This window comes from Deferribacter desulfuricans SSM1 (genome assembly GCF_000010985.1).
In the GTDB taxonomy this organism is placed as follows: domain Bacteria; phylum Chrysiogenota; class Deferribacteres; order Deferribacterales; family Deferribacteraceae; genus Deferribacter; species Deferribacter desulfuricans.
Window position 1 is genome coordinate 609,704 of sequence record NC_013939.1, and the last position, 26,422, is coordinate 636,125.

The following is a 26,422-nucleotide window of genomic DNA, read 5'->3' on the forward strand; positions in this document are numbered from 1 at the left end:
GATTTTTGCTTGTTTTTTTTGTAGTGAATTGGTTTAGGGTGTTGCACGATAAAAATAATATTTTAAGATTGCTTCGCTAACGCTCGCAATGACAAAGGCAGTCATAGCGAGCAAGTGTAAACTGACGAAGCGATCTCATTATTTTGCTAATTTTTAGCAAGTTAGCTTATTGTGCATCATCTTATTAGTTGTTTAAAATTTTTTTAGGAGGCATTATGTACTTTCAGGATGTAATTTTAAAACTGCAGCAATTTTGGGCTGATCATGGATGTATAATTTATCAACCTTATGATATAGAAGTTGGTGCTGGAACTTTTAACCCTGCAACCTTTTTAAGGTGCCTTGGACCTGAGCCATGGAATGTGGCTTATGTGGAACCAAGTAGACGACCTACTGATGGTAGATATGGTGAAAATCCAAACAGATTACAACATTACTATCAGTTTCAAGTTATATTAAAACCATCTCCTGATAATATTCAAGAGTTGTATTTAGATAGTTTGAAATATTTAGGGATTGATCCTTTAGAACATGATATAAGATTTGTAGAAGATGACTGGGAGTCTCCTACTCTTGGTGCATGGGGGCTAGGTTGGGAAGTTTGGCTAGATGGTATGGAGATTACACAGTTTACATATTTTCAGCAAGCAGGGGGAATAGATTTATCACCTGTTTCTGGAGAGATTACTTATGGTTTAGAGAGAATAGCAATGTACCTGCAAAAGGTTGATTCTGTTTTCGACTTAAAATGGAACAAAGATGTTACATATGGTGATGTTTATCATAGAAATGAAGTAGAGTTTTCAAAATATAATTTTGAAGAAGCTGATACGGAAATGCTTTTTACTCTGTTTAATATGTATGAAAAAGAGTGTGTTAGATTAGTAGAAAAAGGGTTATCTTTACCAGCTTATGATTACTGCTTGAAATGTAGCCATACATTTAATCTTTTAGATGCAAGAAATGCAATATCTGTTACTGAGAGAACAGGTTATATTGCAAGAGTAAGACATCTTGCTAAGCTTTGTGCAGAAAACTATTTAAAAACAAGGGAAGAGCTTGGATTCCCGCTACTAAAAAAAGCGTAGTTTTTTAAAGAATTTGAGGATGTTGAAAGACTATTTGAGATTGCTTCGCTTCGCTCGCAATGACAAAAACAGTGGTTCATTGAGAGGTAAAATAAGTTGCCTAAGCAATTACAAAGTTGTTAAGTTAAGGTAATTTTTTACGATAATAAATATATACAATTAATAGGGAGTGTGATTATGAAAAGTACAAATTCAAAAAGAAATTTTTGGAAAGATATGAATGTGTCAACAAAAATTTTCATCTTTTTGGTTATTATTCTTGTATTAGGCTATGCAATATCTGGTTATTTTATAATTAAGTCTACTAAGAAACATGTGTCAAAAGAGATTGCTAAGGAATTAACAGCAGAGGTGGAAACATTAAAATCTTTTTTAGACTCTACTGATAAAACAACTGAAGAGATTAGAGAACAAATAGAAGAAGACGCCTTGTATGATTTAACTGAGAGAGCCCAGAATCTAAAAAGTACTCTTACGAAACTTTATTCAACTTATACATCTGTTGGGATGACACCAACTGTTATTAAGTTTCAACTGAGTACGGAAATTTTACAAACAAAGATTGGGGAGAGTGGTTATGCATATGCTCTTGATTCAAACGGGACTCTTGTAGTGCACCCTACCAAACAGGGCAAAAATTTAAAAGGTGTAAAGCATATAGACCAGATGTTAGAAGAGAAAAATGGTGTGATTGTATATGAAAGAACTACAGATGAGAATCATCCTAAAGTTTATGCAGCTTTTAGGTATCTTCCACAACTAGACTGGATTATTGTATTAACTATACCTGAAAAAGAGTTGATGAAAGTTGCTGATAGGGTGCAGAATGAGATTTTAAACGATATAAAAATGACAATTAAAAAGCTAAAAATAGGTGAAACTGGTTATTATTATGTGATGAATTCTAAAGGTGTACTTGTTGTTCACCCATCAAAGAAATTTGAGGGGAAGAATGTTTATAAATACGATTTTGCAAAAGAGATGACCAAAAAGAAAAATGGTGTTGTCAGGTATAAATGGCAGGGTAAATATAAGATTGTTGCATATACATATTATCCTAAGAGGGATTGGATAATTGCTGGTGGTAGCTATGAAGATGAGTTCCTTGGACATGCAGTTAAAGCTACTATTAAAACTTTTGTTTTAACCAGTGTTATCACTTTTATTATTTTATTAGTTGTTCTACGTTTAGTTTTTCAAATAAATGTTTTGAAGCCTGTTGAAGAGTTAGAAAAGCTTTTTGAAAAAATTGCTCGAGGTGATCTTACCCAAACACTCAAAGTGGATAGAAGAAATGAAATTGGTAGGATTATTGAGAATGTAAATAAAATGGTAATTCAGATGAATAATGCCTTGTGTGAAGTTACCCATTCAACAAAAACTGTGGCAAGCTCTGCAGAAGCGTTGTCTGCATCAAGTAACCAGATGACAGCAGGTGCAGAATCTCAGGCTGAAAGGGTCTCATCTGTTGAGGTTGCAGTGCAGGAGATGACTGCGACGATAACTGAGATAAGTAGAAATTTAGAAGAGATAAATAGTGAGATAAATACCATTAGAAATTCTGCAGAAACTGGTAGAGAAGTTATAGATGAAACTGTTGAGGGGATTGGTAATCTTTCTAACAATGTTATTAATTCTGCAGATAAGATAAAAGAGCTTGGTAAAGCATCTGAACAGATAGGAGAGATTTTGCAGGTAATCTCTGATATTGCAGATCAAACAAACTTATTGGCTTTAAATGCTGCAATTGAGGCTGCAAGAGCAGGTGAACATGGTAGAGGTTTTGCTGTTGTTGCAGATGAGGTAAGAAAACTTGCTGAGAGAACAGCCAAAGCAACTGGTGAAATTGATGAAATGATAAGATCAATACAAAGTGAAGTTCAATCTTCTGTTGTTCAAATGGATAAAGGAGCAAAACTTGCCGAAGAAGGGTCAATGCTTGTAGGTAATTTGAAAATGAGCTTAGAAGAGATTATAAATGGAGTTTTGGATGTTGCAGACAAGATAAATGCTGTTGCTTCAGCTGTTGATCAGCAGTCAGCTACAAGCCAGGAAATTTCAAGTAACATGGCTGAAATTGCAACAATTTCGCAAGAGAATGCATCCATTGCTCAAGAAAATCATAATCAGGCTGAGATGCTTAAAGAATTAGCTGTTAAACTACAGCAGATTGTTGATGCATTTAAGCTACTTGAATGTAATAAATAATAATAAAAGAGGGGTGATTTTCTCCCCTTTTTTTATTAAAATAATTGTAAAACGATATAGATAAACTAGATTTTTATAAGATTGCATCCCCCTCCGTTAACTTCTACACCTTGATATTTATACATCTATAACATAATATATTCAAAAAATTATAATTATAACATATCCCATAATGGCGGAGTCGCAATGACCCAAAAATACCGTCATTGCGAGCTTTAGCGAAGCAATTTTCTGCTTTAATGTCTTATTTGAGATTGCTTCGTCGCATTTGCTCCTCGCAATGACAGGGAAATTGGTCATTGCGAACGTTAGTGAAGCAATCTGATGTGTTTAAGCAATTATTAACGTGCAACATAAACTTACAAAAAAATCTTTGAACTAATCAATTGTTAAAATATCAATTTGGTATGAAATAAGAGAAAGGAGGCTTTTGTCATGAAAAATGATTTATTATTTATTGTTTTGTTGATTATGACAGTTTTAACTCAATATATGTTATATAAAAAAGATAAAAAGGAAGCAAAAATCAAAAGAAGAGCTAAAAATAGATTAATTCATAATTAAAGAATGAAGAGAGGCGTCACAGAACCAATGCCTCTCCCCATTAAAAATTTATTCTGTTGATTGTAAAACTTGCTCTTTAAGTTTTCTTTTTAAAACTTTGCCTGTTGCAGTCATTGGTAATTCGTCAACAATATGTATTTTCTTTGGAACTTTGAAATTAGCCAGATGAGATTTTAGATAATTTTTTATATCTTTTTCATTTAAAGATTCATTCTCTTTAGGCATTACATAAGCAACGGGCACTTCGCCACTTGCCTCATCAGGAACCCCTATGACAGCAGCCGCTTCAACTCCAGGATATTGATAGAGCAGCTCCTCTATTTCTCTTGGATAAACATTTATCCCTTTTACAATTATAAGATCTTTTTTCCTATCTACGATGTAGATAAAACCATCTTCATCAATTTTTGCCATGTCACCAGTAAAAAGCCATCCATTTCTAATTGCCTGTTCAGTAGCTTCTGGCAGATTCCAATACCCTTTCATAACATTCGGACCTTTTACTATCAACTCACCTATTTCTCCAACTGGCAATTCCTCTTCATCATCATTAACAATTTTTACTTCGACATCAGGAAGAGGTAAACCAACAGAATATGGTTTTTGCCATTCTAGTCTATTTACAGCAACTACAGGTGAGGCTTCGGATAAGCCATAGCCTTCTATGATTGGTCTTTTAAATTTTTCTTTGAATACATTTAAAATCTCTTCTGGTAATGGAGCTCCACCACTGACATGAATTCTTACTGGATATAAAAACTTTATAAACCATTTAGGTAGTTTAGCTTTTGAAAGTGCCGAATAAACCTGTGGCACACCCAAAAAGAATGTAGGCCTTTTAAATAAAAGAACATTTTTAAATTTTTTGCTTCTTAACTCCATGACGGAGCGTAAAATTATTATTGAGCAACCTAAGAACGTTGGTAATAAAACACAAGTTGTGAATGCGTAAGAATGGAACATGGGTAAGAAAAGTAAAAATCGGTCAGATTTTTTTACTTTAAACGCCTTATTACATGCATCACAGTTTGAAAGCAAATTTTTATGTGTAAGCATCGCCCCTTTTGGATGACCTGTAGTGCCGGACGTATATATCAAAACAGCTAAATCATCCATCTCAAAATCGCAAGGTGGGTCGTTATCAGGCTCATTATTTATCAGTTCGCTAAAATTAACGGAATGTGGAGATAAAAAGTTATATGTCAAAGTTGCATTTAACGATGAAACATTTTCTTTTAAATATGGGAAAAAATCTTGATAATTTTCTGAGGTAATAAGGTATTTTACCTGACAATCGTTTAGAATATATCCAATTTCTTCCTGTTTCAAAAAGTTGTTTATTGGAACTGCTACTGCTCCACATTTTGTTATTCCAAAAAATGAAAAGAGAAATTCAGGCGAATTATCAAGAAGTATTGCAACTCTATCCCCTTTTTTAAGCCCTAAATTTGTCAGAGCATGTGCAACTTTATTTGTAATTTTATTGACTTCTGCATAGGTATATTTTTTATCTTCAAAGAAAATATATTTTTTTGATTTTAATTTTTTTGCGTTTTGTATCAGCATATCACCTAAGTTTTTAAAATTCATTATAACCCCCTGTATGGACTTATACCAATCTCTTTAAAAACTTCAAAAAGTTTTGATACTGGTAACCCCACAACGTTTTCATAGCTGCCATTTATTTTTTCCACCAAAAGGCAGCCCATCCCTTGTATGCCGTAAGCTCCAGCTTTATCATATGGCTCATCATTTTCTATATACCATTTGATGAGTTCATCACTTAAATTTTTAAAAGTGACTTCGGTTTTATCATAAAATTGTTTTATAAATTTTTTGTTTTTATTGATTACTGCTACTCCAGTAATTACTTCGTGGGTTTTTCCGCTCAAAAATTTTAACATTTCAAAAGCTTTTTCATAAGTGATAGGTTTGCCCAATACTTTATTTTCACATATAACAATAGTATCTGCACCTATGATAAATGCTTCATCATATATTCTTGCCACATCGTATGCTTTCATTGTGGCTAACCTTATAACTTCTTCAGTGTAGTCGTTATTTTCATTAAAATCTTCACTGATACTTGATGTAACATATTGAAAATTTATCCCTAGTCTAGAGAGTAAAGCTCTCCTTCTGGGTGAACCGCTTGCTAAAATAAGTTTTTGATACATTCTCTACCTCAAATCATTAATTGTTTTTATAACTTTGTATGTAATTAATCCTGTTAAAATACCTGTAAAAATTGATATTATTGAGAAATAAGGGAAAATTTTAAAAAATGCAAGATTTTTTATAAAAAGATGTTTAATAATAATAAATTGAGTGGATATATGTATAAAGGCTCCCAGTGCACCAGTGGAAATGGGGGATGATAAATGCTTTGTTAATTTAAAATAAACAAACATACCTAAAAACGCAAATAATGTGGCAGGTAGTCCAATGGTTATTTTAACAATTAAATTGCCTGTAATAATAGGTATCAGGATCGATTTTAAAAGGGCTATTAAAAGTGTATACTTAAAATTTAATAAATATAGTGATATCATAATACCAAGATTGCTTAATCCCAGCTTAACGCCTGGTATTGGAATGGGGAAAAAGTTTTCAAAAAAACCTAATACAATAGAAATGGCAGTTAATATAGCAATAAGAGGTAATTTTTTATTTTGATATTGCGTCATATTTTGGCTTTTCACATTCTATTATTATTGCAACTTTGTTTGGTATGCATACTGCTGCATCATTACACTCAGATATCCAGCCCGTTCGGACACATATTTGCAAAGGGCAATCAGATTCTAAAATTCTTGCTTTGTGATCTTTTATTTCGATAACCATATTTTTATTAAAGCTTTCTTTTAAACTAATTTTATCATCTTTAAAAGATATTTGAATTTTTCTATCCTCTACTAGTAGATATAGCTTTTTCTTCCCATTTTGTTTATTTATCAAAGGGTAAAAAGATATTAAAATTAAAATTGAAATTACTATTATGTCTAAAGGTTTAATTTTCATAAGATTCCCAGGAGCAGAGCTTGATAAGTTTGTTGTCTAATGTGTAAACTAAAACAGGTGTATTGAGTTTTTCACATAATTTTTTTATTTTTTCGATTGGTAAAAGAAAATATACTGTACTTAGTGCGTCAGCTATTTCTGTATTGTCAGCAATGACGGAAATACTTTTATAGTTGTTCGCTGTTTTACCAGTTGTCGCATCGAAGATATGAATTATCCGTTTCCCATCTTTTGTAATAAAAAATCTTTCGTAATTACCACTTGTGACCACCGCTTTATTTGCTATTGATACTATGCTTAAAAAACTATCTGGTTTATCAGGGTGTTTGATTGCAATCTTCCATTTTTTACCATTTTTATCACCCAATGCGAAAAGATCACCCCCTGCATCTACAATTGCGTTTTTTACTCCATTATTTTTTAGTAGTTCCACTGCTTTGTCTACAATATAACCTTTTGCATATGCTCCCATATCTATTAATATGTCGTTATCTTTAAAAATTGTCTCATTTTCCATATGAATATGTGATATGCCAATTTTTGTTAATGCGTCTCTTATTTTTTCATATGCAGGTTGTTTAAATGGGCCTTCTGGAAAACCGTAAAGTGAAGTAATTGTATAAATTGTTATATCAAACTTACCGTTTGAAATGTTTGAAAAATAAATTGAGTCTTTTAACAAAGATTTTATTTCACTATTAATTTTTATTTTTTGAAAAGGTTTTGCACTGTTTATGTTTTCGTAGAATGACTTAATTTCAGATTCTTTATTTTGGATTAATTTATAAGTTTTTTCGATTAAATTTTCATTTTTAGCAGGGACAGTTATATTAACTATAGTTCCCAATGCGTAAAAGCTTTTTGAGATATATTTATTGTCGTTACTGCAGGATATTAAAATGAAAGTTATAAAACAAAATATAATGGATTTTGGCAATTTGGACATTTTGGCTCTTTTATATTAGATTTAATGCTATAAAAAGTCCTTTCAACTAATAAATAGTTACAATGTGGGCAGTAACTGTTTGTTGTATTATCTATTATAGCGTTACCAACATATAAAAAATTTAAATATTTTTTAGCTATCTTGTAACAGTTTTTAAGTGTGTTTAAATCGGTTGGTAGCTCATTTAATTTGTAATTAGGGAAATATCTAGAAATGTGTAATGGTATATCAGGGCTTAAAGAAGATATCCATTTGCACATTTCTTCAAATATAACAAAATCATCGTTTTTATTAGGGATTACAAGATTTGTAATTTCAGTATGAACATTATTATTAAAATAAATTTCAATACTTCTTTTTACTGTATCAAGATTACCTTTGACCCATTTGTAGAATTCCTGAGTAAACCCTTTTAAATCAACGTTTACGGCATCTATGTATGGAAGTAAATGCGTTAAAGGTTCTTCATTTATATACCCATTTGTTACTAGAATATTTTTTAACCCTTTTGAATGAAAATATTTAGAGCAGTCTAATACAAATTCATACCATATTGTAGGTTCGTTATAGGTATAAGCAATCCCAATGGAACCCCTTTCTATTGCAATTTGATAAAGCTGTTCAATAGATATTTCCTCTCTGTAAGTTATCTGTGTAGATATTTGCCAGTTTTGACAGAATGGACACTGCAGATTACATCCATTAGTTCCAATAGATAAAATTGAGCTTCCTGGATAAAAGTGATAAAGAGGTTTTTTTTCTATTGGGTCTAGAGCTATTGATGTAACCTCATTGTATGATGTCAGATAAAGTTTTCCATCAATATTTTCTCTGATTTTACAAATACCTTTTCCACCTGGTTTTAATAAACAGTTATTTGGACAGATATTACATTTGACAGTTAAATCATCTTTTTTTTCATAAAAAAGGGCTTCTTTAATCATCTGTCCCTTTTTATGACATATTCACTAAGATATATTAATGCTTCTTTATAAGTTGAGTTTGGAAAGATTTGAAGTTTTTCTTTTGCTTTTTCGATATATGAATCCACAAACTGTTCAGCTTTCTCTTTTATATTATGTTTTTTCATCAAACCAATAATGTATATTAAATCATCTTCAGATGGATCTTCTTTCAAAATAATCTCTTTTAAATTTTTCTTCTCTTTATCATCAATAAGATCTCTTAATAGAAGCAATGGTAAAGTCATTTTCCCTTCTTTTAAATCAGTACCCGGTTTTTTACCTGTTTTGTTTTCATCACCTAAATAATCTAAGATATCATCACTCATCTGGAAAGCTAAACCGATAAGTCGTCCGTACTCCCTTAAATTTTCTCTTTTATCTTTGTCTGATTTTGACAATACAGCACCAATTTCGCAGCAACTTGAAAAAAGTATAGCAGTTTTACTGAATATAATTTTAAGGTAATCTTCCATAGTAAGATCAAAATTTGCTGTTTTTACAAGTTGAAAGACTTCCCCTTCACTCATAGTTTTTGCAGCGTTTGCCAATATCATCTGGACTTCTGGATCACCATCTTTGACAAGGTTTACAAAAGCTCTAGAATAAAGAAAGTCCCCACACAATACAGTGATATCGTTTCCAAAAACTCTATTAGCGGCTTTTTTGCCTCTCCTATACATAGCTCCATCTATAACATCATCATGAAGTAATGTGGCCGTATGTATATATTCTACAACACCACTTATTACAATAGAGCGGTTACCTTCATAACCTGATAGTTTTGAAGATAGTATTAAGAATACAGGTCTAAGCCTTTTCCCACCACTTTTAAAAACGTAAGATGCCACTTCGTTTACCATTTGAACTTCAGAATCTAAGTTTTTAAGAAGTTCATCTTCTACTGATTTTATGTCATCTTTCAAAAGTTCAAAAACTTCATTTATGCTGGTTATACCCAATTTGTAACACCTCATAATTTTATTGTATTGAAAATTATAGTCGTTTTATATATCTTAAAAAAACGATAGAGTAAATACAAAATTAAAGGGTGTTTTTATGAATTTTACACAAGTAGAAGAGAAATATCTTACTTTTTTAAAACTTTTTGATGGTTTAGATTTAGAAAACGGAGTGGGTTTAACAGTTTGTGATATATCATTTAATGATTATGTGACAGCTAAGTATTTGGTTGATAAAAAAGAATTTAAGAGAATTTATGTTATCAATAAAGATAAAGTTTTAAGTTATAAAAATACTATCCCTGTTAAATACGAGGTTAATCTTGCATATTCATTGTCAAAAGTAAAAGTTGATTATTTGACATCATTTTGCGGAACATTTAATTTTCAACCCCTATACGATGTAATATATGCAATAAATATGAGTTTAAATGTGGGTGGGAAATTCATTTTTGTTGTTTACCCCCAAGTTTATGGGAAGAGTGGTAAAAATGTGCTGGAAATTTTGAGTGCAGGTAGTGAGATACCTGTCTATGAAAAACTTAAGAGATGGTATGTTTCACTTAAGAATGGATTGAGTAATATTTTTATAAATGTTAAAGAAGAAGAATTGATTCAAGATGTTAGTACCGATGAGATTACAACCTTTTTTAGTTTAAAGAATTTTAAACCATTTTTGTTTAAAAATGATGGTGAGTTAAAAAAGTTTTTTAAGCTAATTGATAGAGTTGACAATGAATTTTATTTTGTATGGAAAATAATTTCTGGTATGAAAATTTAATTTTAAGGGGGTTGTATGAAGTTTATTAATACTACTAAAGCACCAAAAGCTATTGGCCCTTATTCGCAAGCAGTTTTAGTTGGTAATATGTTATTTATTTCTGGACAGATACCAATTGATCCTGAGACTAATGAATTGTTTGAAGGTAACATAGAAGATAAAACTGATTTGGTATTAAACAATTTAAAAAATATTATAGAAGAGGCAGGCTTTACCATTAGTGATGTGGCTAAGGTTACAATATACTTAAAAGATATGATTAATTTTACTAAAGTAAATGAAGTATACTCAGGGTTTTTCGGTGAGCATAGGCCAGCCAGAGCTGTTGTCGAGGTTTCAAATTTACCTAAAAATGTTGATATAGAAATTGATGCAATTTGTGTTAAAGAGGGTGATTAAATGAAACTTGGCTTTATTGGTTTTGGAAAATTAGGTTCTGCGATGGTAGAAAACTTGTTAAAACATGATATAAAGGTTGTTGGGTGGAACAGAACTAAAGAAAAAATGGATACTTTTGAACAGGTCATTAAGAAAGATCTACCTTTTAAGATTTGGGAAGAAGGGGTTGATGTTGTTGTATTAAATCTGTTTGATAGCAAATCAGTAAAAGAGGTTCTTTTTGGTGAAAATGGCCTAATCAATGACCAAGTAAAAAATAAAATTATAATTGATACAACAACTAATCATTATGAAGAGGTATTGGAAATATCTGACAGAGTGATTGAGAGTGGGAATGAATATATTGAAGCCCCTGTAATAGGGAGTGTAGTGCCAGCAAAAAATGGTTCCTTAGTTGTATTAGCAGGATGTAAAAAGGTTTTGTTTGATAAATATGAGCATATCCTTTCCCTTTTTGGCAATAAGATTTTTCATTTTGAAGAATATGGGGTAGCGACAAAGTTTAAATTGATTAACAATATGGTGCTTGGTAGTTTTATGGCTGTTCTAAAAGAAGCTATAAATATGGCTGAGGCAATAGGTTTGGATAGAAATACTGCTATTAATCTCCTTGAGAATGGGGCAGGGGATAGTCTTGTTTTAAGGGGTAAAAAGAGTAAAGTGCTGAATAGAGATTATACAGCTCATTTTGATGTGAAAACATTACTTAAAGATCTTGACTATTATTATGAAATGGCAAAGGAAAATAATTATCCTACAATAATTTCATCTATGATAAAGGAAATTTATAGAGCTTTAGAAAAAAATAATTTAGGTGATAAAGATTTTTCTTCGATTGTTGATGAACTATATTGACATTTATAAAAAAATTGTTAAATTCGTTAGTCTGATGCGGGCGTAGCTCACCTGGTAGAGCGCAAGCTTCCCAAGCTTGAGGTAGCGGGTTCGAGCCCCGTCGCCCGCTTAGTAGTTGATCAAGCAATCCAGATTGTTTCGTTGACGCTCGAAATGACGAAAAGCTTTCATTGCGAGGAGCGGAAGCGACGAAGCAATCTCAAAATTATTATTTTTCAATATTTGTAATGATTGTAAAAAAGTATACCGTTAACATCAATATCTATAAAATTATATATTTAGGTAGAAATCATAGAAATTTAGATCCTAGCTTTCTGGCACGCGAGTATCGCAAAGAATTTACAAAGTATTAAGATGTGTTATTTCTGACATTTGTCAAACAATTTCAAAAAAAGTGCACTTGAGGTAATATTTTTAACATTATATAAGAATATTTGCGTTGCAAGAAATGTTTTTAATCCATTCTACAATTTTTTCAATTTATTTTTTAAGCATAATTTGAATGTGAATTATTAATAACATCATGTAAATATTGAAAATTGTTTATTTTAGTATTCAATAATGTTGTGACATCATAAATAATAACTTGAATTTACTGAAAAAAAATCTATTTTATTAATATAATCTATCTTTAAGGCTCCATGCTTTAATATATATACACAAACAATTTGTTATCTCTAAGATGATCTAAAATTATCAATTATAGGTATTTTTAGATTATTTGATAAGCAACTATAAATGTATTTTTATGTGCAAAATAGAAACAAGTACCACAGTTTGTAACATCTATTAATGATTGTGGTAAATCTTTATAGAAAGTTCCATGTTCTTAACAAATATTAAAAGGAGGTAAAAGTGAAATGAGAATATTTAAAATTTCTTTAGTTTTACTAGTAATAATATTTTTTATCTCATGTAGTGGTGGGTCTGGAAGTTCAACTTCTAAATCAAATAAATCTATTTATGGCACTGCACAATTGGGAAATTTAGCAAATGCTAATGTAACAATTTATAGAATAGAAGATGATGGCACTTTTACCCTTTTATTTACTGAGAAAACCAGTGATGGTACTGCACTTGATGAAATAGGAAAGTTTAATCTACACGTAGAATCTCTTAATGATTCAGATTATTACCTATTTAAAGTTGTAGGTGGTAAAGATTGGGATGCAAATGATGATGGGTTATTAGATGATAACTATACTTTGAACAACGGTGTTATAAGACTTATTGCGAAAGGTAGTGATATTAAAGAATCCGCTGATAATCTTAGAGTCACTTATGTGTCTGAAATTGTATATGAAAAGGTTATTCGAGAAATAAAATACAATTTTGATAAAAATAAATTTCAAACATTGTTAAATATAGCAGTAGCTAAAGTGCTTCAAAGTGATATAACTGATGATGGAGTTTTAGATTGTCAGGATATGTTATATTATAATCCAGTATTACATAGGAATAAACTTATGGATAATTATATGATTAGAAGAGATGAGATAATAAATATTATCCACCAGGGGAAAATACCAGCTTTAATGCTATCTCCAGTGCTCGGTATATATAGTACAAACAGTTATATTAGAGGTATAAAAATATCGAGTGATGAGACTAAGGCATATGTTACTGACAGGAATTATGGTTTAAAGATATTGGATGTTAGTGATCCTAGTGATCCAAAGTTACTTAGCAGTTTCTCTACACCAGATTCGGCTCTGGATATTTCTCTATCAAGTGATGGGTCCAAAGCATATGTTGTTGATGAGGATAATGGTTTGGTGATATTAGATGTGAGTGATCCTTATAATCCAACTAAACTTAGTAGTTTTAATACAACGGGTCAGGCACAAGGTATAACATTGTCTAGTGATGGTACCAAGGCATATGTAGCTGATGGAACCAATGGTTTAGTAATAATAGATGTTAGTAATCCTAGTGATCCAAACTTACTTGGCAGTTTTGATACCGGAGGTGATACTAGAGCTGCAATTCCATCGAGTGATGGTTCCAAGATATATATAGCTGATGGAGGTAATGGTTTGACGATACTAGACTTGAGTGATTTAAATCATATAACGTTGCTTGGCAGATATAATACAGTTGGTTATGCTAACAGTGTAACTTTATCAGATGATGGAACTAAGGTATATGTAGCTGATGGAAATGGAGGTTTGGTGATAATAGATGTGAGAGATCATAATAATCCAAAAAAAATTGGTAGTTACAATACTGAAGGTTACGCTCGAGCAGTAAGTCTATCAAGAGATGAAACCAAAGCATATGTATCTGTTGGAGGTGTTGGATTGGAGATATTAGATGTGAATGATTTGAGTAATATAAAATTAATTGGCAGTTATTATACAAGTGATACATCATACGGATTAATTCTATCACACGATGAAAATAAAGCGTTTGTGGCTAATGGAAGTCGTGGAATGATGATACTAGATGTTAGTGATCCCAAAAACTTAGTTTTTCCTAGTAGTTATGATACAGATGAGTACGCTGAAGACGTAACTCTATCAAATGATGGGACCATAGCATATGTGGCAGATGGAGATGATGGTTTGTTAATAATAGATGTAAGCAATTTTAATAATTTGGTTTTGCTTGGTAGTTTTGATACAACTGGTTATGCTCAAGATGTAATTTTATCAAAAGATGGAAATAAAGCATATGTGGCAGATGGAGATAATGGTTTGTTGATAATAGATGTGAGTGCTCATAGTGCTCCAACCTTGCTTAACAGTTATGTAACAGCTGGCTATGCATATGGTATAATTTTATCGAATGATGGAACGAAAGCATATGTAGCCGATGGAGTTAATGGTTTATTAATATTTGATGTGGAAGATTCGAGTAATATAACGTTGCTTGGTAGTTATGATACAGCTGGTAATGCTTACAGTGTAATCTTATCAAGTGATGGGACAAGAGCATATGTAGCTGATGGAGATGGTGGTTTAGTCATATTAGATGTTAGTGATCCCAGCCGTCCAAATTTGCTTAATATTTATGATACAATAGGAAGTATAAGAAGTGTAACCCTATCAAACAATGAAAATAAAGCATATGTCTCTGTAAAGAATCATGGAGTAGAAATATTAAATGTGAGTAATCCCATGGATATAACACTGCTTAGTACATATTCTACTGAGGGTTATATTCATGATTTATCTCTATCAATTGATGATACTATAGCATATTTTGTGGATGGGGCTTCTGTTGTAATGTTAGATGTTAGTGATTCTAGTAATCCAACTTTACTTGGTAAATATAATACATCTGGTTATTCTTATTCTTTAATCTTATCAAATGATGGAACTAAGGCATATGTAGCTGATGGAGCTGATGGTTTAGTGATAATAGATTTAGAACTTTTTAAATAAAAAGAAGTTCCCCGGTGCCTTTTGGTATCGGGGATTATTATTTATTCAATTCTTTATTGTGAATTAGTTGTGAAATTTTAATAAGATAATTTTAATTGGTTATTTATATAAAAATCTTAATTGTTTAATAATTAAGCATTATAGGGATTTTGTTGCAGAGCTGTTTATTTTAAATATTTGTAATATCTTTTTAAAAAAACTAATGTGTTGAAACCAATTGTTAGTGAAATACTTATTAAATTTCTTTGAAAAATTATCATTTTTTGTTTCTTTTGTTTATTGATTTTAGTATTTCTTCAGCATGATCTGGGTAGAGCTCCCTGATACAGTCTGGGCAAATTCCATGTGTGAAATCCATTTCAAATTTATTTGATAAGTATTCTTCAATAGTATACCATTTATCGTCTTTCCCTCTTATTTTTTTACAGGATGAGCATATTGGTACTAATTTTTTCAAAGTTTTGATTTCTATGAGGGCATCTTCTAAATGTTTCTTTTGAGTTAGTAGTTCATTCAGGTGATTATTATAGTATTTTGATAAAAGGTTTAATTCCTTTATCGGTTTATCTGGTAAATTTTTATCTTCAACAAACTTGTTTATTTTCATAGCTTTTAGAATTTTAATAAAAGGTAATAAGAAATTAGTTTTATAATATTGGATATGTTTCAGATTGAAATAGTAAATGAAAGAAAATAATAGTAACATAATAATAAAAGAAAATAAAATGTATTTATAAATTAAAGATTTACTTTGTTTTACGACTAAAACTATAGAAGCATTGATAGGTTTTGACATATCTTTTAAATATTGGAAATCTATAATTTTAGAAAGATAAGTATATTGACTTAAAGAACTCAAGATGTGGTAATTATTTTTAAAAATATTATTTATAATATTTTTATTTTTAAATTTAATCATTGATCCTGTTATAGGAAAAAGTGGGGTTTGATCTGCAAAATATATTAAGCTAATGTCTTTATTGTGTGGTTTTATTGTTTTTATGAGAGATAGGAGGTGATTCATTAAAGAAGTATCTAAACCTAATTGGAGAAAAATATTTTTTTCTTTTATAAATGATAAGGTATAAATTTTGAATGTATTAGCAGCAGGTGTATAAACTGGGTATTCAATATTTACGATATTATCATTATTTTTATTAATTAAATAATTAGCTGTGATTTTTGCATCTTCAAATTGACTCAAATCTAAACCGATTTCTTTTTGTAAGGTAGTGTAACTTATTTTAAGATTTCTATTTATGATGGCAACGGATACTTCAGTTTTTAATTGGTTTTCAACTTCATGTTTAATTTGATGAATTAGTGAATTTAAATTGGCACTGTCAGAATCTTTTAAAAGTGAAACATATTTTAAATGCAAGTTTTTAAATTTTTCCTCATTATTTCTAATTTCTTGTATAGAATCTTCAAAATAATACTTAATGTTTTCAGATAGAATAGAAGATGTTTCAATAAAGGCTTTTTTGAAATGGTAAATTGTTAAAATAATAACTAAAAAAACAGAGATTAAAAAAGCAACAAGAAGAGTTATGAAATTGTATTTGTTTAACTTAGTTAATAGTTTAGTTAAACTAATCATATCTTTTTTTTAAAATAAATTAATTTTAATTTCAAGAGATATAATTTAATTTACATTTAAGTTTTGAGGATGTTACTTATTTATAACTGCTTAGATCCCAGATTGCTTCGCTAAAGCTCGAAAAGACATTTTAATAATTTAAATATTGGTTTATATTTTTGTATTAATTAAAAGATAAAATATTATGTTAAAGCTATAATTCAGTTATAAAACACAGGTTAATAAGCTTTGTTCAATATATAGAATAAATTTTAAAATAGTATTTTATCGTAACATACTGATGATAAAAGATAATATTTGAATTATTTTTTTGAATTATTTTTTTATGAAATTTGTTCATTATACTTGACAAAAATAAAAATATTTAAGATAATAAATTGCTTTTTATAAAACAGAATTTTACTTTTAGGAGGTAGTTATGAAACGACTGTTGTTGGCATTGTTTGTTGTATTAGCTATGGTTTCTTTTTCTTTTGCCGCAGGAACAATTAAGATTGGGGTTCAAGCTCCAATTACTGGGAAGTTTGCAAGTGAAGGGCAGGGGATTGATAATGCAGTAAGACTCTGGGTAGAGCAGGTAAATGCAAAAGGTGGTCTTTTAGGTAAAAAAATTGAAGTTATTACTTGCGATGACGAAGGTACAGCTGTTAAAGCAGCAATCTGTGCAAGAGAGCTTGTTAATAAAGGTGTTATAGCTGTAATAGGTTCTTACACATCTACTGCAACAGAAGCTGCTCAAGCAACATATTTTAGAGCTGGTGTTTTGCAAACTAGTGATGGAACCAGTGATACTCTTGTAAAACATGGATATTGGACATTTTTCAGAAATTCTTCACCAAACAGTGCAGAAGGTAAATTTACAGCAGAATTCTTTATGAAATTTAAAAAATATAAAAGAATAGCTACAATTTCAGATTATTCTACATTTTCTGTAGACCTTGAAAAAGCTGTTTATGAAAACACTAAAAAACTTGGTGGAAATATAGTTTACAGAGGAAAAATTAAATCAGGTGATCAGAACTTTACACCTATTTTAACAAAAATTAAATCATACAATCCTGATGTTATCTATTTCAGCGGTTATTATACTGATGGTGGTTTGATAAGAGCACAAATGAAACAGCTTGGTATTAAAGCAGATTTCGTAGGTGGGGACTCAAATGACAATAGAGAGTTTGTAAAACTTGCTGGATCTGCTGCAGCTGGTGCTTATATCATAAATGTTCCATTGCCAGAGTACTTGCCATACGATATTGCTAAAAAATTCTTAGCTGATTATAGAGCAAAATATCATGAAGATCCTCCAAGCATTTGGACACTTTTCAATGTTGATGGATTAAGAGCAATACTTCATGCTATTGAAGTTTTAAAAACTACTGATACTAAGAAAATTGCTGATTATCTCCATAATGAACTAAAAGATTTTCCTGGTATTACAGGTCCAATTACTTGGGATAAAAATGGTGAAAGAATAACAAGTGCTTATATGGCTTATGAAATTCAGCCAAATGGTGATTATAAAATAGTTTATCCTACAAAATAATAAAAGGGTTTAAAATGGAAATATTTTTCCAGCAATTGATCAATGGGCTAACAATCGGGAGCATTTATGCTCTCGTAGCCCTTGGCTATACAATGGTTTATGGGGTAATGAAACTTATTAACTTTGCTCACGGTGATCTTGTTGCTCTTTCTGCTTATATTGGACTTGTTATTATGATGCAACTAACAGGTGCTTCTATTCCTAATTACATAGTAATCCCAGCTGTTTTTATAATTACAGCGATTGTTATTGCTATTATAGGTGTGATATTAGAAAGAATTGCTTATAGACCCCTAAGGCATGCTCCAAGATTGAGTGCTGTAGTTTCTGCATTGGGTGCAGGGATGGTTATTCAAAATGGTATAATGCTTATATGGGGGCCAAGACCTAAGATATATCCATCAGATGTTGTGCCTGCTGTTTATTGGAATATTGGTGGTGTATCTATTGGTTTAATGCAATTAATTATCTTAGTTTTATCTTTGATATTGATGGTTGTTCTTTATATTTTCGTAAATAAAACAAAGATTGGTACTGCTATTAGGGCAAGCGCAATTGATCAGCTTGCTGCAAAATTGATGGGTATAGATGTAAATAAGATTATTGTAATGATATTTGTTATAGGTTCATCTCTTGGTTCAGTTGGGGGACTCTTTATAGGTATGTACTATAAAGGTATCTATTTTAATATGGGTTGGATATATGGCTTAAATGCCTTTGTTGCTGCAATAATTGGTGGTATTGGTAATATTCCAGGTGCTATGTTAGGTGGTATGTTACTTGGATTGTTCAATGCCTTTATTGCAGGTTATGTTTCGACAACATGGGCCGATGCTTTTACATATATTTTGTTAATAATTATACTTATTTTTAGACCTACTGGTATACTTGGAGAAAGAGTTGCGGAGAAAGTATAATGGACAATAAAAAGACTTTAATAGGGTTTTTGATATTTATTATTTTTTTAATAGTTTTTCCATTTATGGCTAATTCAAGATGGCTTGCTGTAGGTACTACGTTTATCATATATTCAATTGTGGCTCTTAGTCAGGATATTGTTCTCGGTAGAGCAGGAATGTTTGATATGGGGCATGCTCTATTTTTTGGGTTGGGTGCTTATTCTACAGCAATTTTAAACACAGTATACAATGTCCCTGTTATGTGGACTATACCGGTTGCAGTGTTATTACCGATGGTTTTTGGAGTTTTGCTTGCAGCTCCCATAATCCATTTAAGAGGAGACTATCTCTTAGTTACCACTATTGGATTTAATATTGTATTTGAACAGGTTCTAAAAAACAACTTGTTTGGCATCACTGGTGGCCCAAATGGGATTTTTGGTATTGGCGTACCTTCTATTTTTGGTTTTCAAATTATGACACAGCAATCAATATATTATATGTCTTTTGTAGTATTGATGTTAACATTTTTTATAATTAGGAACTTAGAAACTAGTAAAATAGGTAGAGCTTTACATTATTTAAATGAAGATTCATTGGCTGCTGAGTGTGTAGGGATAAATACAAGATTTTATCGATTGTATGCTTTTGGGCTTGGTGCAGCACTTGCTGGACTTGCCGGGGTTCTTTTTGCAGTGCAGTATGCAGCGGTTAGCCCCGAAGCGTTTAGCTTTATTCAATCAGTACTGTTTTTTACAATCGTTATAGTGGGTGGACCCTCTTCTATACCTGGTATTTTAATTGGAACTTTCGTAATGTTTGTTTTACCAGAAATTTTTAGACAATTTGCAACAGCAAGATATTTTGTGTTTGGTATAGCTATGATTCTAACGATGATTTTGAGGCCAAGAGGCGTTTGGCCAGCTAAGTTTGGTAGAATACCAAAATATATTATGAAGGATTAAGCTATGGCATTATTGGAATTGAAAAATGTGACAAAAATATTTGGCGGATTGGTTGCTGTAGATGATGTGACGTTTAATGTAGAAAAAGGGCAGATTTTTGGTCTGATTGGGCCAAATGGTGCTGGGAAAACAACTGTTTTCAACTGTATTACAGGTGTTTATAAACCTGAAAAAGGTAATATCGTTTTTGATGGAAAAGATATAACAGGATTAAAACCATATAAAATTGCAAATTTAGGTATTGTCAGGACATTTCAAACAATTAGGCTTTTTGGTGAAATGAGTGTTGCTGAAAATATAATGTCTGGAAGGCATTATAAAAGTAAGCAGAGATGGTATCACGGTATATTGCATACACCTCTTTCAGCAAAAGATGAAAAAGAAAACTGGTTAAAAGTTTATGATTATATGAAATTATTTAATCTAACGGAGTTCGCTGCAACCTCTGCTACAAGTTTGCCATATGGAATTCAGCGTAAAGTTGAGATGGCAAGGGCTTTGGCTACTGAGCCTAAGCTATTGATATTAGATGAGCCTGCTGCAGGATTAAACGACAAAGAAACTCTGGAGTTGATAGACATTATTTCAAAAATTAGGGATATGGGTGTTACCGTTTTACTGATTGAGCATGATATGGATTTAGTTATGAATGTGACTGATAGAATAGCAGTTTTAAATTTTGGTAAAAAGATATGTGAAGGGACTCCAGAAGAGGTTCAAAATGATCCAAAAGTTATAGAAGCATATTTAGGTAGCGATGAGGATGACGATGAGTAGTGAAAAATTATTAGAGATAAATGATTTAAAAGTTAATTATGGGAATATAGAGGCAGTAAAAGGGATCTCCTTGTATGTAAATAAGGGTGAAATTGTTACCATTATTGGTGCAAATGGAGCAGGAAAGACTACTACTTTGAGGACAATAAGTGGTATTATCAAAGCAGCTTCAGGAAGTATCAAATATAAAGGTGAAGAACTCACTAAACTTGAAGCTCATGATATTGTAAAGTTAGGCATTACACAAGCTCCAGAGGGTAGAAGAGTTTTTTCAACGCTTACAGTAGAAGAAAATTTGATTTTAGGCGCCTATTCTAAGGACAATGTTGACTATGATAAACTTAAATGGGTTTACGAGCTTTTTCCTCGCCTTGAGGAGAGAAAAAAGCAGCTTGCAGGTACACTATCAGGTGGTGAGCAACAGATGCTTGCCATAGGTAGAGCCTTGATGTCAGATCCTGAGCTTCTTTTACTTGATGAGCCAAGCTTGGGTCTTGCTCCATTGCTTGTTAAATCTATTTTTAAGACTATTAAAGAAATTAGTAAAAGTGGAGTTACTGTTTTATTGGTTGAGCAAAATGCAAGAGCTGCATTAAAACTTGCAGATAGAGGTTATGTTTTAGAAGTCGGAAAAATTGTTTATTCTGGTTCTTCTGAAGAACTTTTGAATTCTGAGAAAATTCAGGAAGCATACTTAGGTAAGAAAAAACATACAATTTTATAAAGGTTGCCTTTTAGGCAACCTTTTTTAAAAGCTGGTAGCCGGACTTGAACCGGCGACCTACGGATTACGAATCCGTTGCTCTACCTACTGAGCTATACCAGCTTATTTATACTTCCAGTGTTTTATAAATAGGATGTTGCAAAACAGACTAACATATTGATAATTATCATAATCACGAGATTGCTTCCCCCGCCATCAACTTAACATCTTTATAGTTATACATCAATATCATAATATACTAAAAAAATTATAAACTCAACATCTGCCAAGAAATGGCGGGGTCGCAATGACCAGAAAATGCCGTCTTTGCAAGCGTTAGTGAAGCAATCTAGCATATGTAGCATCTATTTCTGTGCAACACCCTCTATTCTACTAACGTAAAGTCTGCTTCTAAATGGTCAAAATTTACTTTATCAAGTTTTACTTTGACAATATCACCAATTTTATATTTTCTCCCTGAACCTTTTGCAATCACAGAATTTGATTCTAAATCTACTATATAGAAATCGTTTTCAAGAGAGGAAAGATGTACAAAACCTGTTAATAACAGTTTTTCTATAAATATGAAGAAACCGTTTGATGAGATTCTATTAATGAATGCATCATAAGTTTTTTCACGATTTTCGAGTAAGAATTTAAGTTTTTTGTATTGATGTATTTCTCTTTCTGCGGATTCCGCATTTTGCTCTCTTGCTGAAGAGTGTTCAGCTGCCTTTTTAAGATACTCTTTGTTTATTTTGTAGTCATATTTAAATAGAAGTGTTTTTAAAATCCTGTGGACTAATAAATCAGGGTATCTTCTTATTGGACTTGTAAAATGCGTATACGATTTTGATGCTAAACCGAAATGACCAATATTATCAATTGAATACACAGCTTTTTGCATAGTCCTCACAAGAGTGGATGAAAGAACATATCCAAATTTTGAGTTTGCAACCTTATCAGCCAATTCTTGAACTGCTTCAGGAGTAATCTCCTCTGGCTCATAGACATCGATACCAAAATAGTGACACAATTTAATAAATTCTTTAATTTTTTTCGGATCGGGGTAATCATGTACTCTAAAGACGGAAACTGGGGAATTTTCTTCTAAAAATTCTGCTACAGCTTCATTTGCTTCTATCATAAAGTTTTCAATAATTTTGTGCGAAAGTTTTCTTTCAAAAGGGACAATATCTATTAAGTTTCCATCATCATCAAATTTAAATACAGCTTCAGGAAGATCAAAATCTATCATTCCGATTCTTTTACGCTTTGCAATTAATTTCTCGGTTAATTCCTTACTTAGATTAATAAGATTTAATAACTTTTTATCTTTTGTTGTTTCGTTACCTTCTATTATATCATTTACATAATTATAAGTAAGCCTGTAGTTACTTTTTATAATAGATTGGAAAATCTCAGATTTTATTCTGTTACCATTCTTATCATATTCAATTTTTACTGTAAGTGTTAATCTCTTTTTTTCTGGCATGAGAGAGCATAGGTCGTTGGAAAGTTTTTCTGGTAACATAGGGATTGCAAATTCTGGAAAATAGACGCTTGTTCCTCTGTTGTATGCTTCTTTGTCTAAATTTGTACCAGCTCTTACAAAGTGAGCCACATCAGCAATATGAAGATAAAGAATATAGCCTTGCTTAGTTATTTCTATTGAAATTGCATCATCAAAATCTCTTGCATCTTCTCCATCAATGGTAACCGTGAAAAGTTTTGTAAAATCGGTTCTCTTACCTGGATTTGAGTAAAGGGTTGTAGCAGTTTCTTTAACCTCTTTTTTGACAGATTTTGGAAAATTTATTTTTAAATCATATTTTGCAAGAACTATCTTATTTTCTATACCTTTATCATAGATGTTGCCAAGAACCTTTTTTATTCGCCCTTCTGGATTTTTCCCATTTGTGGGGTATTTTATTATTTCACAAACTACAACATCATCGTCTTTCAACTTTTTTGCATATTTATTGGGGATATAGATATCATAAAAGAATTTTTTTTCGTAAGGGATTACATATGCAAAATATTTTGACTTTTCTACACGTCCAACTACCTTTTTAAATCCTCTTTCTACAACCTTAATTACATGTGCTTCTTTTTTACCACGAAATTCAACAATTTTAGCGGTAACTTTATCTCCGTGTACTGCTCCATTTAATTTTTTTGGTGGAATAAATAGGTCATCTAATTCTTTGTCTTCAGGGACTAAAAATGCATAACCATCAGGATGTCCGTCAATTGTCCCTTTTATTATACCCAAATCATCACATGGTGCATATTTACCTGTTTTAAATTTGATAATATCGCCTTGTATAATTAATTTTCTTAATATTTTTCTTAAAAGTTTTTTTTCTATACTAACATTGTTTAGTATCGCATTGAAGCTTAGTGGTTTTTTTGAATTTTTCAGGAAGTTTAGTATCTGTTTTTCTATGTTATTATTCAAGATTATATTCCTTTATTTTTTTTCTTAATGTATTTCTATTTATACCCAAAATCTTAGCTGCAGCTGATTTATTATTATTTGTCTTTTCTAAAGCTGCTTGAATTAGAGGTATTTCAACAATTCTTAAGTATTCATCAAATATGGATAGGTCGTTTGATTCGTTATGACAATTAAGCAGTTTTTCTGCCAGATTAAATAATTCTTTTTTTATTGAATTGCCATTATGATGACCTTTTATTATTTTGTCTGGTAAATCTTTTAATTTTATTGATTCTCCAGTTGCCTGGACTATCAAATATTGAATTATGTTTTCTAACTCTCTAATATTTCCTGGCCAATTGTATGATACAAGTTTATCCATAGCTTCTTGTGTTACGGTTAATGTTTTGTTCTTGATATATTTATACTTGTCTAGAAAGTGTTCTATAAGTATAGGTATATCCTCTTTTCTCTCTCTCAAAGGTGGCAATTCTAAATTTACAACATTTAGACGGTAATATAGATCTTCTCTAAATTTACCATCTCTAATAAATTGTTCTAAATCTTTGTTTGTTGCTGCGATTACTCTGACATCAAGTTTTATCGGTTTATTTGAACCCAATCTATAAATTTCTTTTTCTTGCAAAACTCTTAAAAGTTTTACCTGTAAATTGAGATCCATTTCAGATATTTCATCTAAAAATATAGTGCCACCATTTGCTTCTTCAAATTTGCCAGGTTTATCAGTAGTTGCCCCTGTAAAAGCACCTTTTGTGTGTCCGAAAAGTTCGCTTTCTATAAGATCAGCTGGGATTGCACCCATGTTTAAAGCTACAAAAGGTTTATTGGCTCTATTGCTTTTTTTATGTATTAGCCTCGCGATGACTTCTTTCCCAGTGCCAGTTTCACCCGTAATAAGTATATTTATATTAGAAGTGGCAACTTTACCTATAAGCTTGTAAATCTCTATCATTTTTTTTGATTTGGATTGATAATCATATTCAGTTTTGGTTATTTCTGTTTGTGATTTATGTATTGAAATAGCTTCAGCAATTTTGTTTTTAACTTCATCAAGGACAAAAGGTTTTGAAATAAAATCTATTGCACCAATTTGCATTGACTCTATGACATTGCTGCTTGTGTCCTGTGCTGTTATTACAATAAACTTTGTGTCATATTTATCTTTCCATGAATTAATGAGGTCAAAACCTGTTTCATTTTCTAAAAAAAGGTCAATTATGCAAACATCTATTTTATTGTTATCTAAATGTTTTTCAGCTTCTCTTGAATTTTTTGCTGTTAAAACCTGAAAACTATCACTCAAAGCTTCTTCGAGTAACCACAAAATCTGCTCTTCATCATCAATTACTAAAACGGTACTGTTATTACTCATTTTCGCCCTTTAAATATGGTATAAATATATTAAAGGTAGTTCCTTTGTTTTCTTGGCTGTTTACTTCAATTTTCCCTTTATGAGCAGTGATAATTTCTTTTGCTATTGCCAATCCAATCCCCATCCCTTTACTTTTTGTAGTAAAAAAAGGTTTAAAAATATTTGTTAAATTAAACTCATCAATCCCTTTACCTCTATCAATTATACTAATTTTTATCATAGGGGACAACTGATTTTTTTCAGAGTTTAAATATTTTATTGTAGGATCAATCTGAATAGATATAGTTATTTCACCCTTTTTTTGTGCTTCACATGCATTTTTTAATATGTTCATAAGAGCAATGTATAGTTTTTTAGAGTCAAAATAAAAGTTTTGGATTTCTGGGTCAATCTCTATTTTGAAATCGATTTCTTTAAAAATAATACTCATTGAGTCTATCAATTGTTCAATTAGTTGTTTTAAACTATTAACTTTTGCATCAATTTTTAATTCGAAAAAGACTTTAAGATTTTGCACAAATTCAAGGAGTCTTTCAACTTCTCTGCTAATAACTTCAGCACATTTATTGACAAAACTGTCGTTTGATTTGCTAAGCAAAAGTTGAGTTGTACCACTAATCACTGTTAAAGGATTTTTTAATTCGTGCTGTAACATACTAGTGTCAAAAAAGTTATTTATATCGATGTTATTTATTTGTATGAAATAAAAGGTAGTTTTTTCATCCTCTCTTTCGGTATGGAATACAAAAAATTCATCCTTGATCGTTATTAAATTGTTAGAGCCTTTTTCTCTCTCTAATAAAAATTGAGGGATATCATTAATACCGCTTGTATAAAATTTATTTAGTAACTTTTCTCCATCTTCGTTAAAATCAACAATACTATTATCTCTGACTGTGATATAGGGTATGCTATTTTTTACTTTCATGT

The 26,422-nt window shown here is 31.0% G+C and carries 23 protein-coding genes and 2 tRNA genes; 13 read left to right on the forward strand and 12 right to left on the reverse strand.

The features are described 5' to 3' along the window. The first annotated feature begins 215 nt into the window (after window positions 1-215). The 3 genes from glyQ (at window position 216) to DEFDS_RS13310 (ending at window position 3,860) form a co-directional block, all read left to right on the forward strand. The gene (glyQ, locus tag DEFDS_RS03190; RefSeq protein ID WP_013007368.1) at window positions 216-1,088 is read left to right on the forward strand and encodes a glycine--tRNA ligase subunit alpha; all 873 of its coding nucleotides are present in this window, start codon (window positions 216-218) and stop codon (window positions 1,086-1,088) included. Between the two features lie 177 nt (window positions 1,089-1,265). After that, window positions 1,266-3,296, forward strand: a complete 2,031-nt coding sequence (locus DEFDS_RS12530) for a methyl-accepting chemotaxis protein (RefSeq protein ID WP_050742502.1) — start codon at window positions 1,266-1,268, stop codon at window positions 3,294-3,296. Between the two features lie 435 nt (window positions 3,297-3,731). Continuing rightward, window positions 3,732-3,860 (forward strand): hypothetical protein, encoded by a 129-nt coding sequence (locus tag DEFDS_RS13310; protein ID WP_269446358.1) that lies wholly within the window; start codon window positions 3,732-3,734, stop codon window positions 3,858-3,860. A gap of 48 nt (window positions 3,861-3,908) precedes the next feature. Here DEFDS_RS13310 and DEFDS_RS03200 read toward each other — a convergent pair whose 3' ends face one another. From DEFDS_RS03200 to DEFDS_RS03230, 7 genes are read right to left on the reverse strand one after another with little or no spacing between them, the layout of a single operon-like run. Next, window positions 3,909-5,450: a fatty acid--CoA ligase gene (locus DEFDS_RS03200; RefSeq protein ID WP_013007370.1), complete on the reverse strand. Its 1,542-nt coding sequence runs from the start codon at window positions 5,448-5,450 to the stop codon at window positions 3,909-3,911. Beyond that, window positions 5,450-6,037 carry a Maf family protein gene (locus tag DEFDS_RS03205; protein WP_013007371.1) on the reverse strand — a complete coding sequence of 196 codons (588 nt, stop codon included), beginning with the start codon at window positions 6,035-6,037 and terminating at the stop codon, window positions 5,450-5,452. Before DEFDS_RS03205 ends, DEFDS_RS03200 begins: the two co-directional genes overlap by 1 nt. Before the next feature lie 3 nt (window positions 6,038-6,040). Beyond that, window positions 6,041-6,547, reverse strand: coding sequence for a Gx transporter family protein (locus DEFDS_RS03210; RefSeq protein WP_013007372.1), 507 nt, complete (start codon window positions 6,545-6,547; stop codon window positions 6,041-6,043). Then, entirely contained in the window at window positions 6,528-6,881 is a 354-nt protein-coding gene (locus DEFDS_RS03215) for a NusG domain II-containing protein (protein WP_013007373.1), read from the reverse strand. Before DEFDS_RS03215 ends, DEFDS_RS03210 begins: the two co-directional genes overlap by 20 nt. Continuing rightward, window positions 6,871-7,728, reverse strand: coding sequence for an FAD:protein FMN transferase (locus tag DEFDS_RS03220; RefSeq protein ID WP_231841032.1), 858 nt, complete (start codon window positions 7,726-7,728; stop codon window positions 6,871-6,873). The genes DEFDS_RS03215 and DEFDS_RS03220 overlap by 11 nt, the downstream gene beginning before the upstream one ends. 59 nt (window positions 7,729-7,787) lie before the next feature. After that, window positions 7,788-8,771, reverse strand: coding sequence for an AmmeMemoRadiSam system radical SAM enzyme (amrS, locus tag DEFDS_RS03225; RefSeq protein ID WP_013007375.1), 984 nt, complete (start codon window positions 8,769-8,771; stop codon window positions 7,788-7,790). Beyond that, the gene (locus tag DEFDS_RS03230) at window positions 8,768-9,766 is read right to left on the reverse strand and encodes a polyprenyl synthetase family protein (protein WP_050742503.1); all 999 of its coding nucleotides are present in this window, start codon (window positions 9,764-9,766) and stop codon (window positions 8,768-8,770) included. Before DEFDS_RS03230 ends, amrS begins: the two co-directional genes overlap by 4 nt. Window positions 9,767-9,848: 82 nt before the next feature. Here DEFDS_RS03230 and DEFDS_RS03235 point away from each other — a divergent pair, with 82 nt between their 5' ends. From DEFDS_RS03235 to DEFDS_RS03255, 5 genes are all read left to right on the forward strand, one after another. Further along, window positions 9,849-10,532: a hypothetical protein gene (locus DEFDS_RS03235; RefSeq protein ID WP_013007377.1), complete on the forward strand. Its 684-nt coding sequence runs from the start codon at window positions 9,849-9,851 to the stop codon at window positions 10,530-10,532. Window positions 10,533-10,547: 15 nt separating this feature from the next. Beyond that, complete coding sequence (locus tag DEFDS_RS03240) at window positions 10,548-10,931, forward strand: RidA family protein (protein WP_013007378.1); 384 nt, start codon at window positions 10,548-10,550, stop codon at window positions 10,929-10,931. Then, on the forward strand, window positions 10,932-11,786 hold the full coding sequence (locus DEFDS_RS03245; protein WP_013007379.1) for an NAD(P)-dependent oxidoreductase: 855 nt from the start codon (window positions 10,932-10,934) through the stop codon (window positions 11,784-11,786). 36 nt (window positions 11,787-11,822) lie between these two features. Continuing rightward, a tRNA-Gly gene (locus DEFDS_RS03250) sits at window positions 11,823-11,895 on the forward strand. A 751-nt stretch (window positions 11,896-12,646) separates the two neighbouring features. Then, window positions 12,647-15,172: an LVIVD repeat-containing protein gene (locus DEFDS_RS03255; RefSeq protein ID WP_013007380.1), complete on the forward strand. Its 2,526-nt coding sequence runs from the start codon at window positions 12,647-12,649 to the stop codon at window positions 15,170-15,172. Between the two features lie 256 nt (window positions 15,173-15,428). On the opposite strand, the gene DEFDS_RS12535 is transcribed toward DEFDS_RS03255, so the two are convergent. Then, on the reverse strand, window positions 15,429-16,772 hold the full coding sequence (locus DEFDS_RS12535) for a hypothetical protein (RefSeq protein ID WP_013007381.1): 1,344 nt from the start codon (window positions 16,770-16,772) through the stop codon (window positions 15,429-15,431). Window positions 16,773-17,190: 418 nt separating this feature from the next. Between DEFDS_RS12535 and DEFDS_RS03265 the strand changes: the two genes are divergently transcribed. From DEFDS_RS03265 to DEFDS_RS03285, 5 genes are read left to right on the forward strand one after another with little or no spacing between them, the layout of a single operon-like run. After that, window positions 17,191-18,315, forward strand: a complete 1,125-nt coding sequence (locus tag DEFDS_RS03265) for a branched-chain amino acid ABC transporter substrate-binding protein (protein WP_013007382.1) — start codon at window positions 17,191-17,193, stop codon at window positions 18,313-18,315. A gap of 14 nt (window positions 18,316-18,329) precedes the next feature. Continuing rightward, entirely contained in the window at window positions 18,330-19,232 is a 903-nt protein-coding gene (locus DEFDS_RS03270) for a branched-chain amino acid ABC transporter permease (protein WP_013007383.1), read from the forward strand. Next, the gene (locus DEFDS_RS03275; protein ID WP_013007384.1) at window positions 19,232-20,179 is read left to right on the forward strand and encodes a branched-chain amino acid ABC transporter permease; all 948 of its coding nucleotides are present in this window, start codon (window positions 19,232-19,234) and stop codon (window positions 20,177-20,179) included. The genes DEFDS_RS03270 and DEFDS_RS03275 overlap by 1 nt, the downstream gene beginning before the upstream one ends. A gap of 3 nt (window positions 20,180-20,182) precedes the next feature. After that, entirely contained in the window at window positions 20,183-20,956 is a 774-nt protein-coding gene (locus DEFDS_RS03280; RefSeq protein ID WP_013007385.1) for an ABC transporter ATP-binding protein, read from the forward strand. Further along, window positions 20,949-21,680 (forward strand): ABC transporter ATP-binding protein, encoded by a 732-nt coding sequence (locus DEFDS_RS03285; RefSeq protein ID WP_013007386.1) that lies wholly within the window; start codon window positions 20,949-20,951, stop codon window positions 21,678-21,680. The genes DEFDS_RS03280 and DEFDS_RS03285 overlap by 8 nt, the downstream gene beginning before the upstream one ends. A gap of 29 nt (window positions 21,681-21,709) precedes the next feature. On the opposite strand, the gene DEFDS_RS03290 is transcribed toward DEFDS_RS03285, so the two are convergent. The 4 genes from DEFDS_RS03290 to DEFDS_RS03305 form a co-directional block, all read right to left on the reverse strand. Beyond that, window positions 21,710-21,782, reverse strand: a tRNA-Thr gene (locus DEFDS_RS03290). A gap of 262 nt (window positions 21,783-22,044) precedes the next feature. Then, on the reverse strand, window positions 22,045-24,120 hold the full coding sequence (gene rnr / locus DEFDS_RS03295) for a ribonuclease R (RefSeq protein ID WP_013007387.1): 2,076 nt from the start codon (window positions 24,118-24,120) through the stop codon (window positions 22,045-22,047). Then, window positions 24,113-25,492, reverse strand: coding sequence for a sigma-54-dependent transcriptional regulator (locus DEFDS_RS03300; RefSeq protein WP_013007388.1), 1,380 nt, complete (start codon window positions 25,490-25,492; stop codon window positions 24,113-24,115). Before DEFDS_RS03300 ends, rnr begins: the two co-directional genes overlap by 8 nt. Beyond that, window positions 25,485-26,420, reverse strand: a complete 936-nt coding sequence (locus DEFDS_RS03305) for a two-component system sensor histidine kinase NtrB (protein WP_013007389.1) — start codon at window positions 26,418-26,420, stop codon at window positions 25,485-25,487. The genes DEFDS_RS03300 and DEFDS_RS03305 overlap by 8 nt, the downstream gene beginning before the upstream one ends. Window positions 26,421-26,422: the final 2 nt, after the last annotated feature.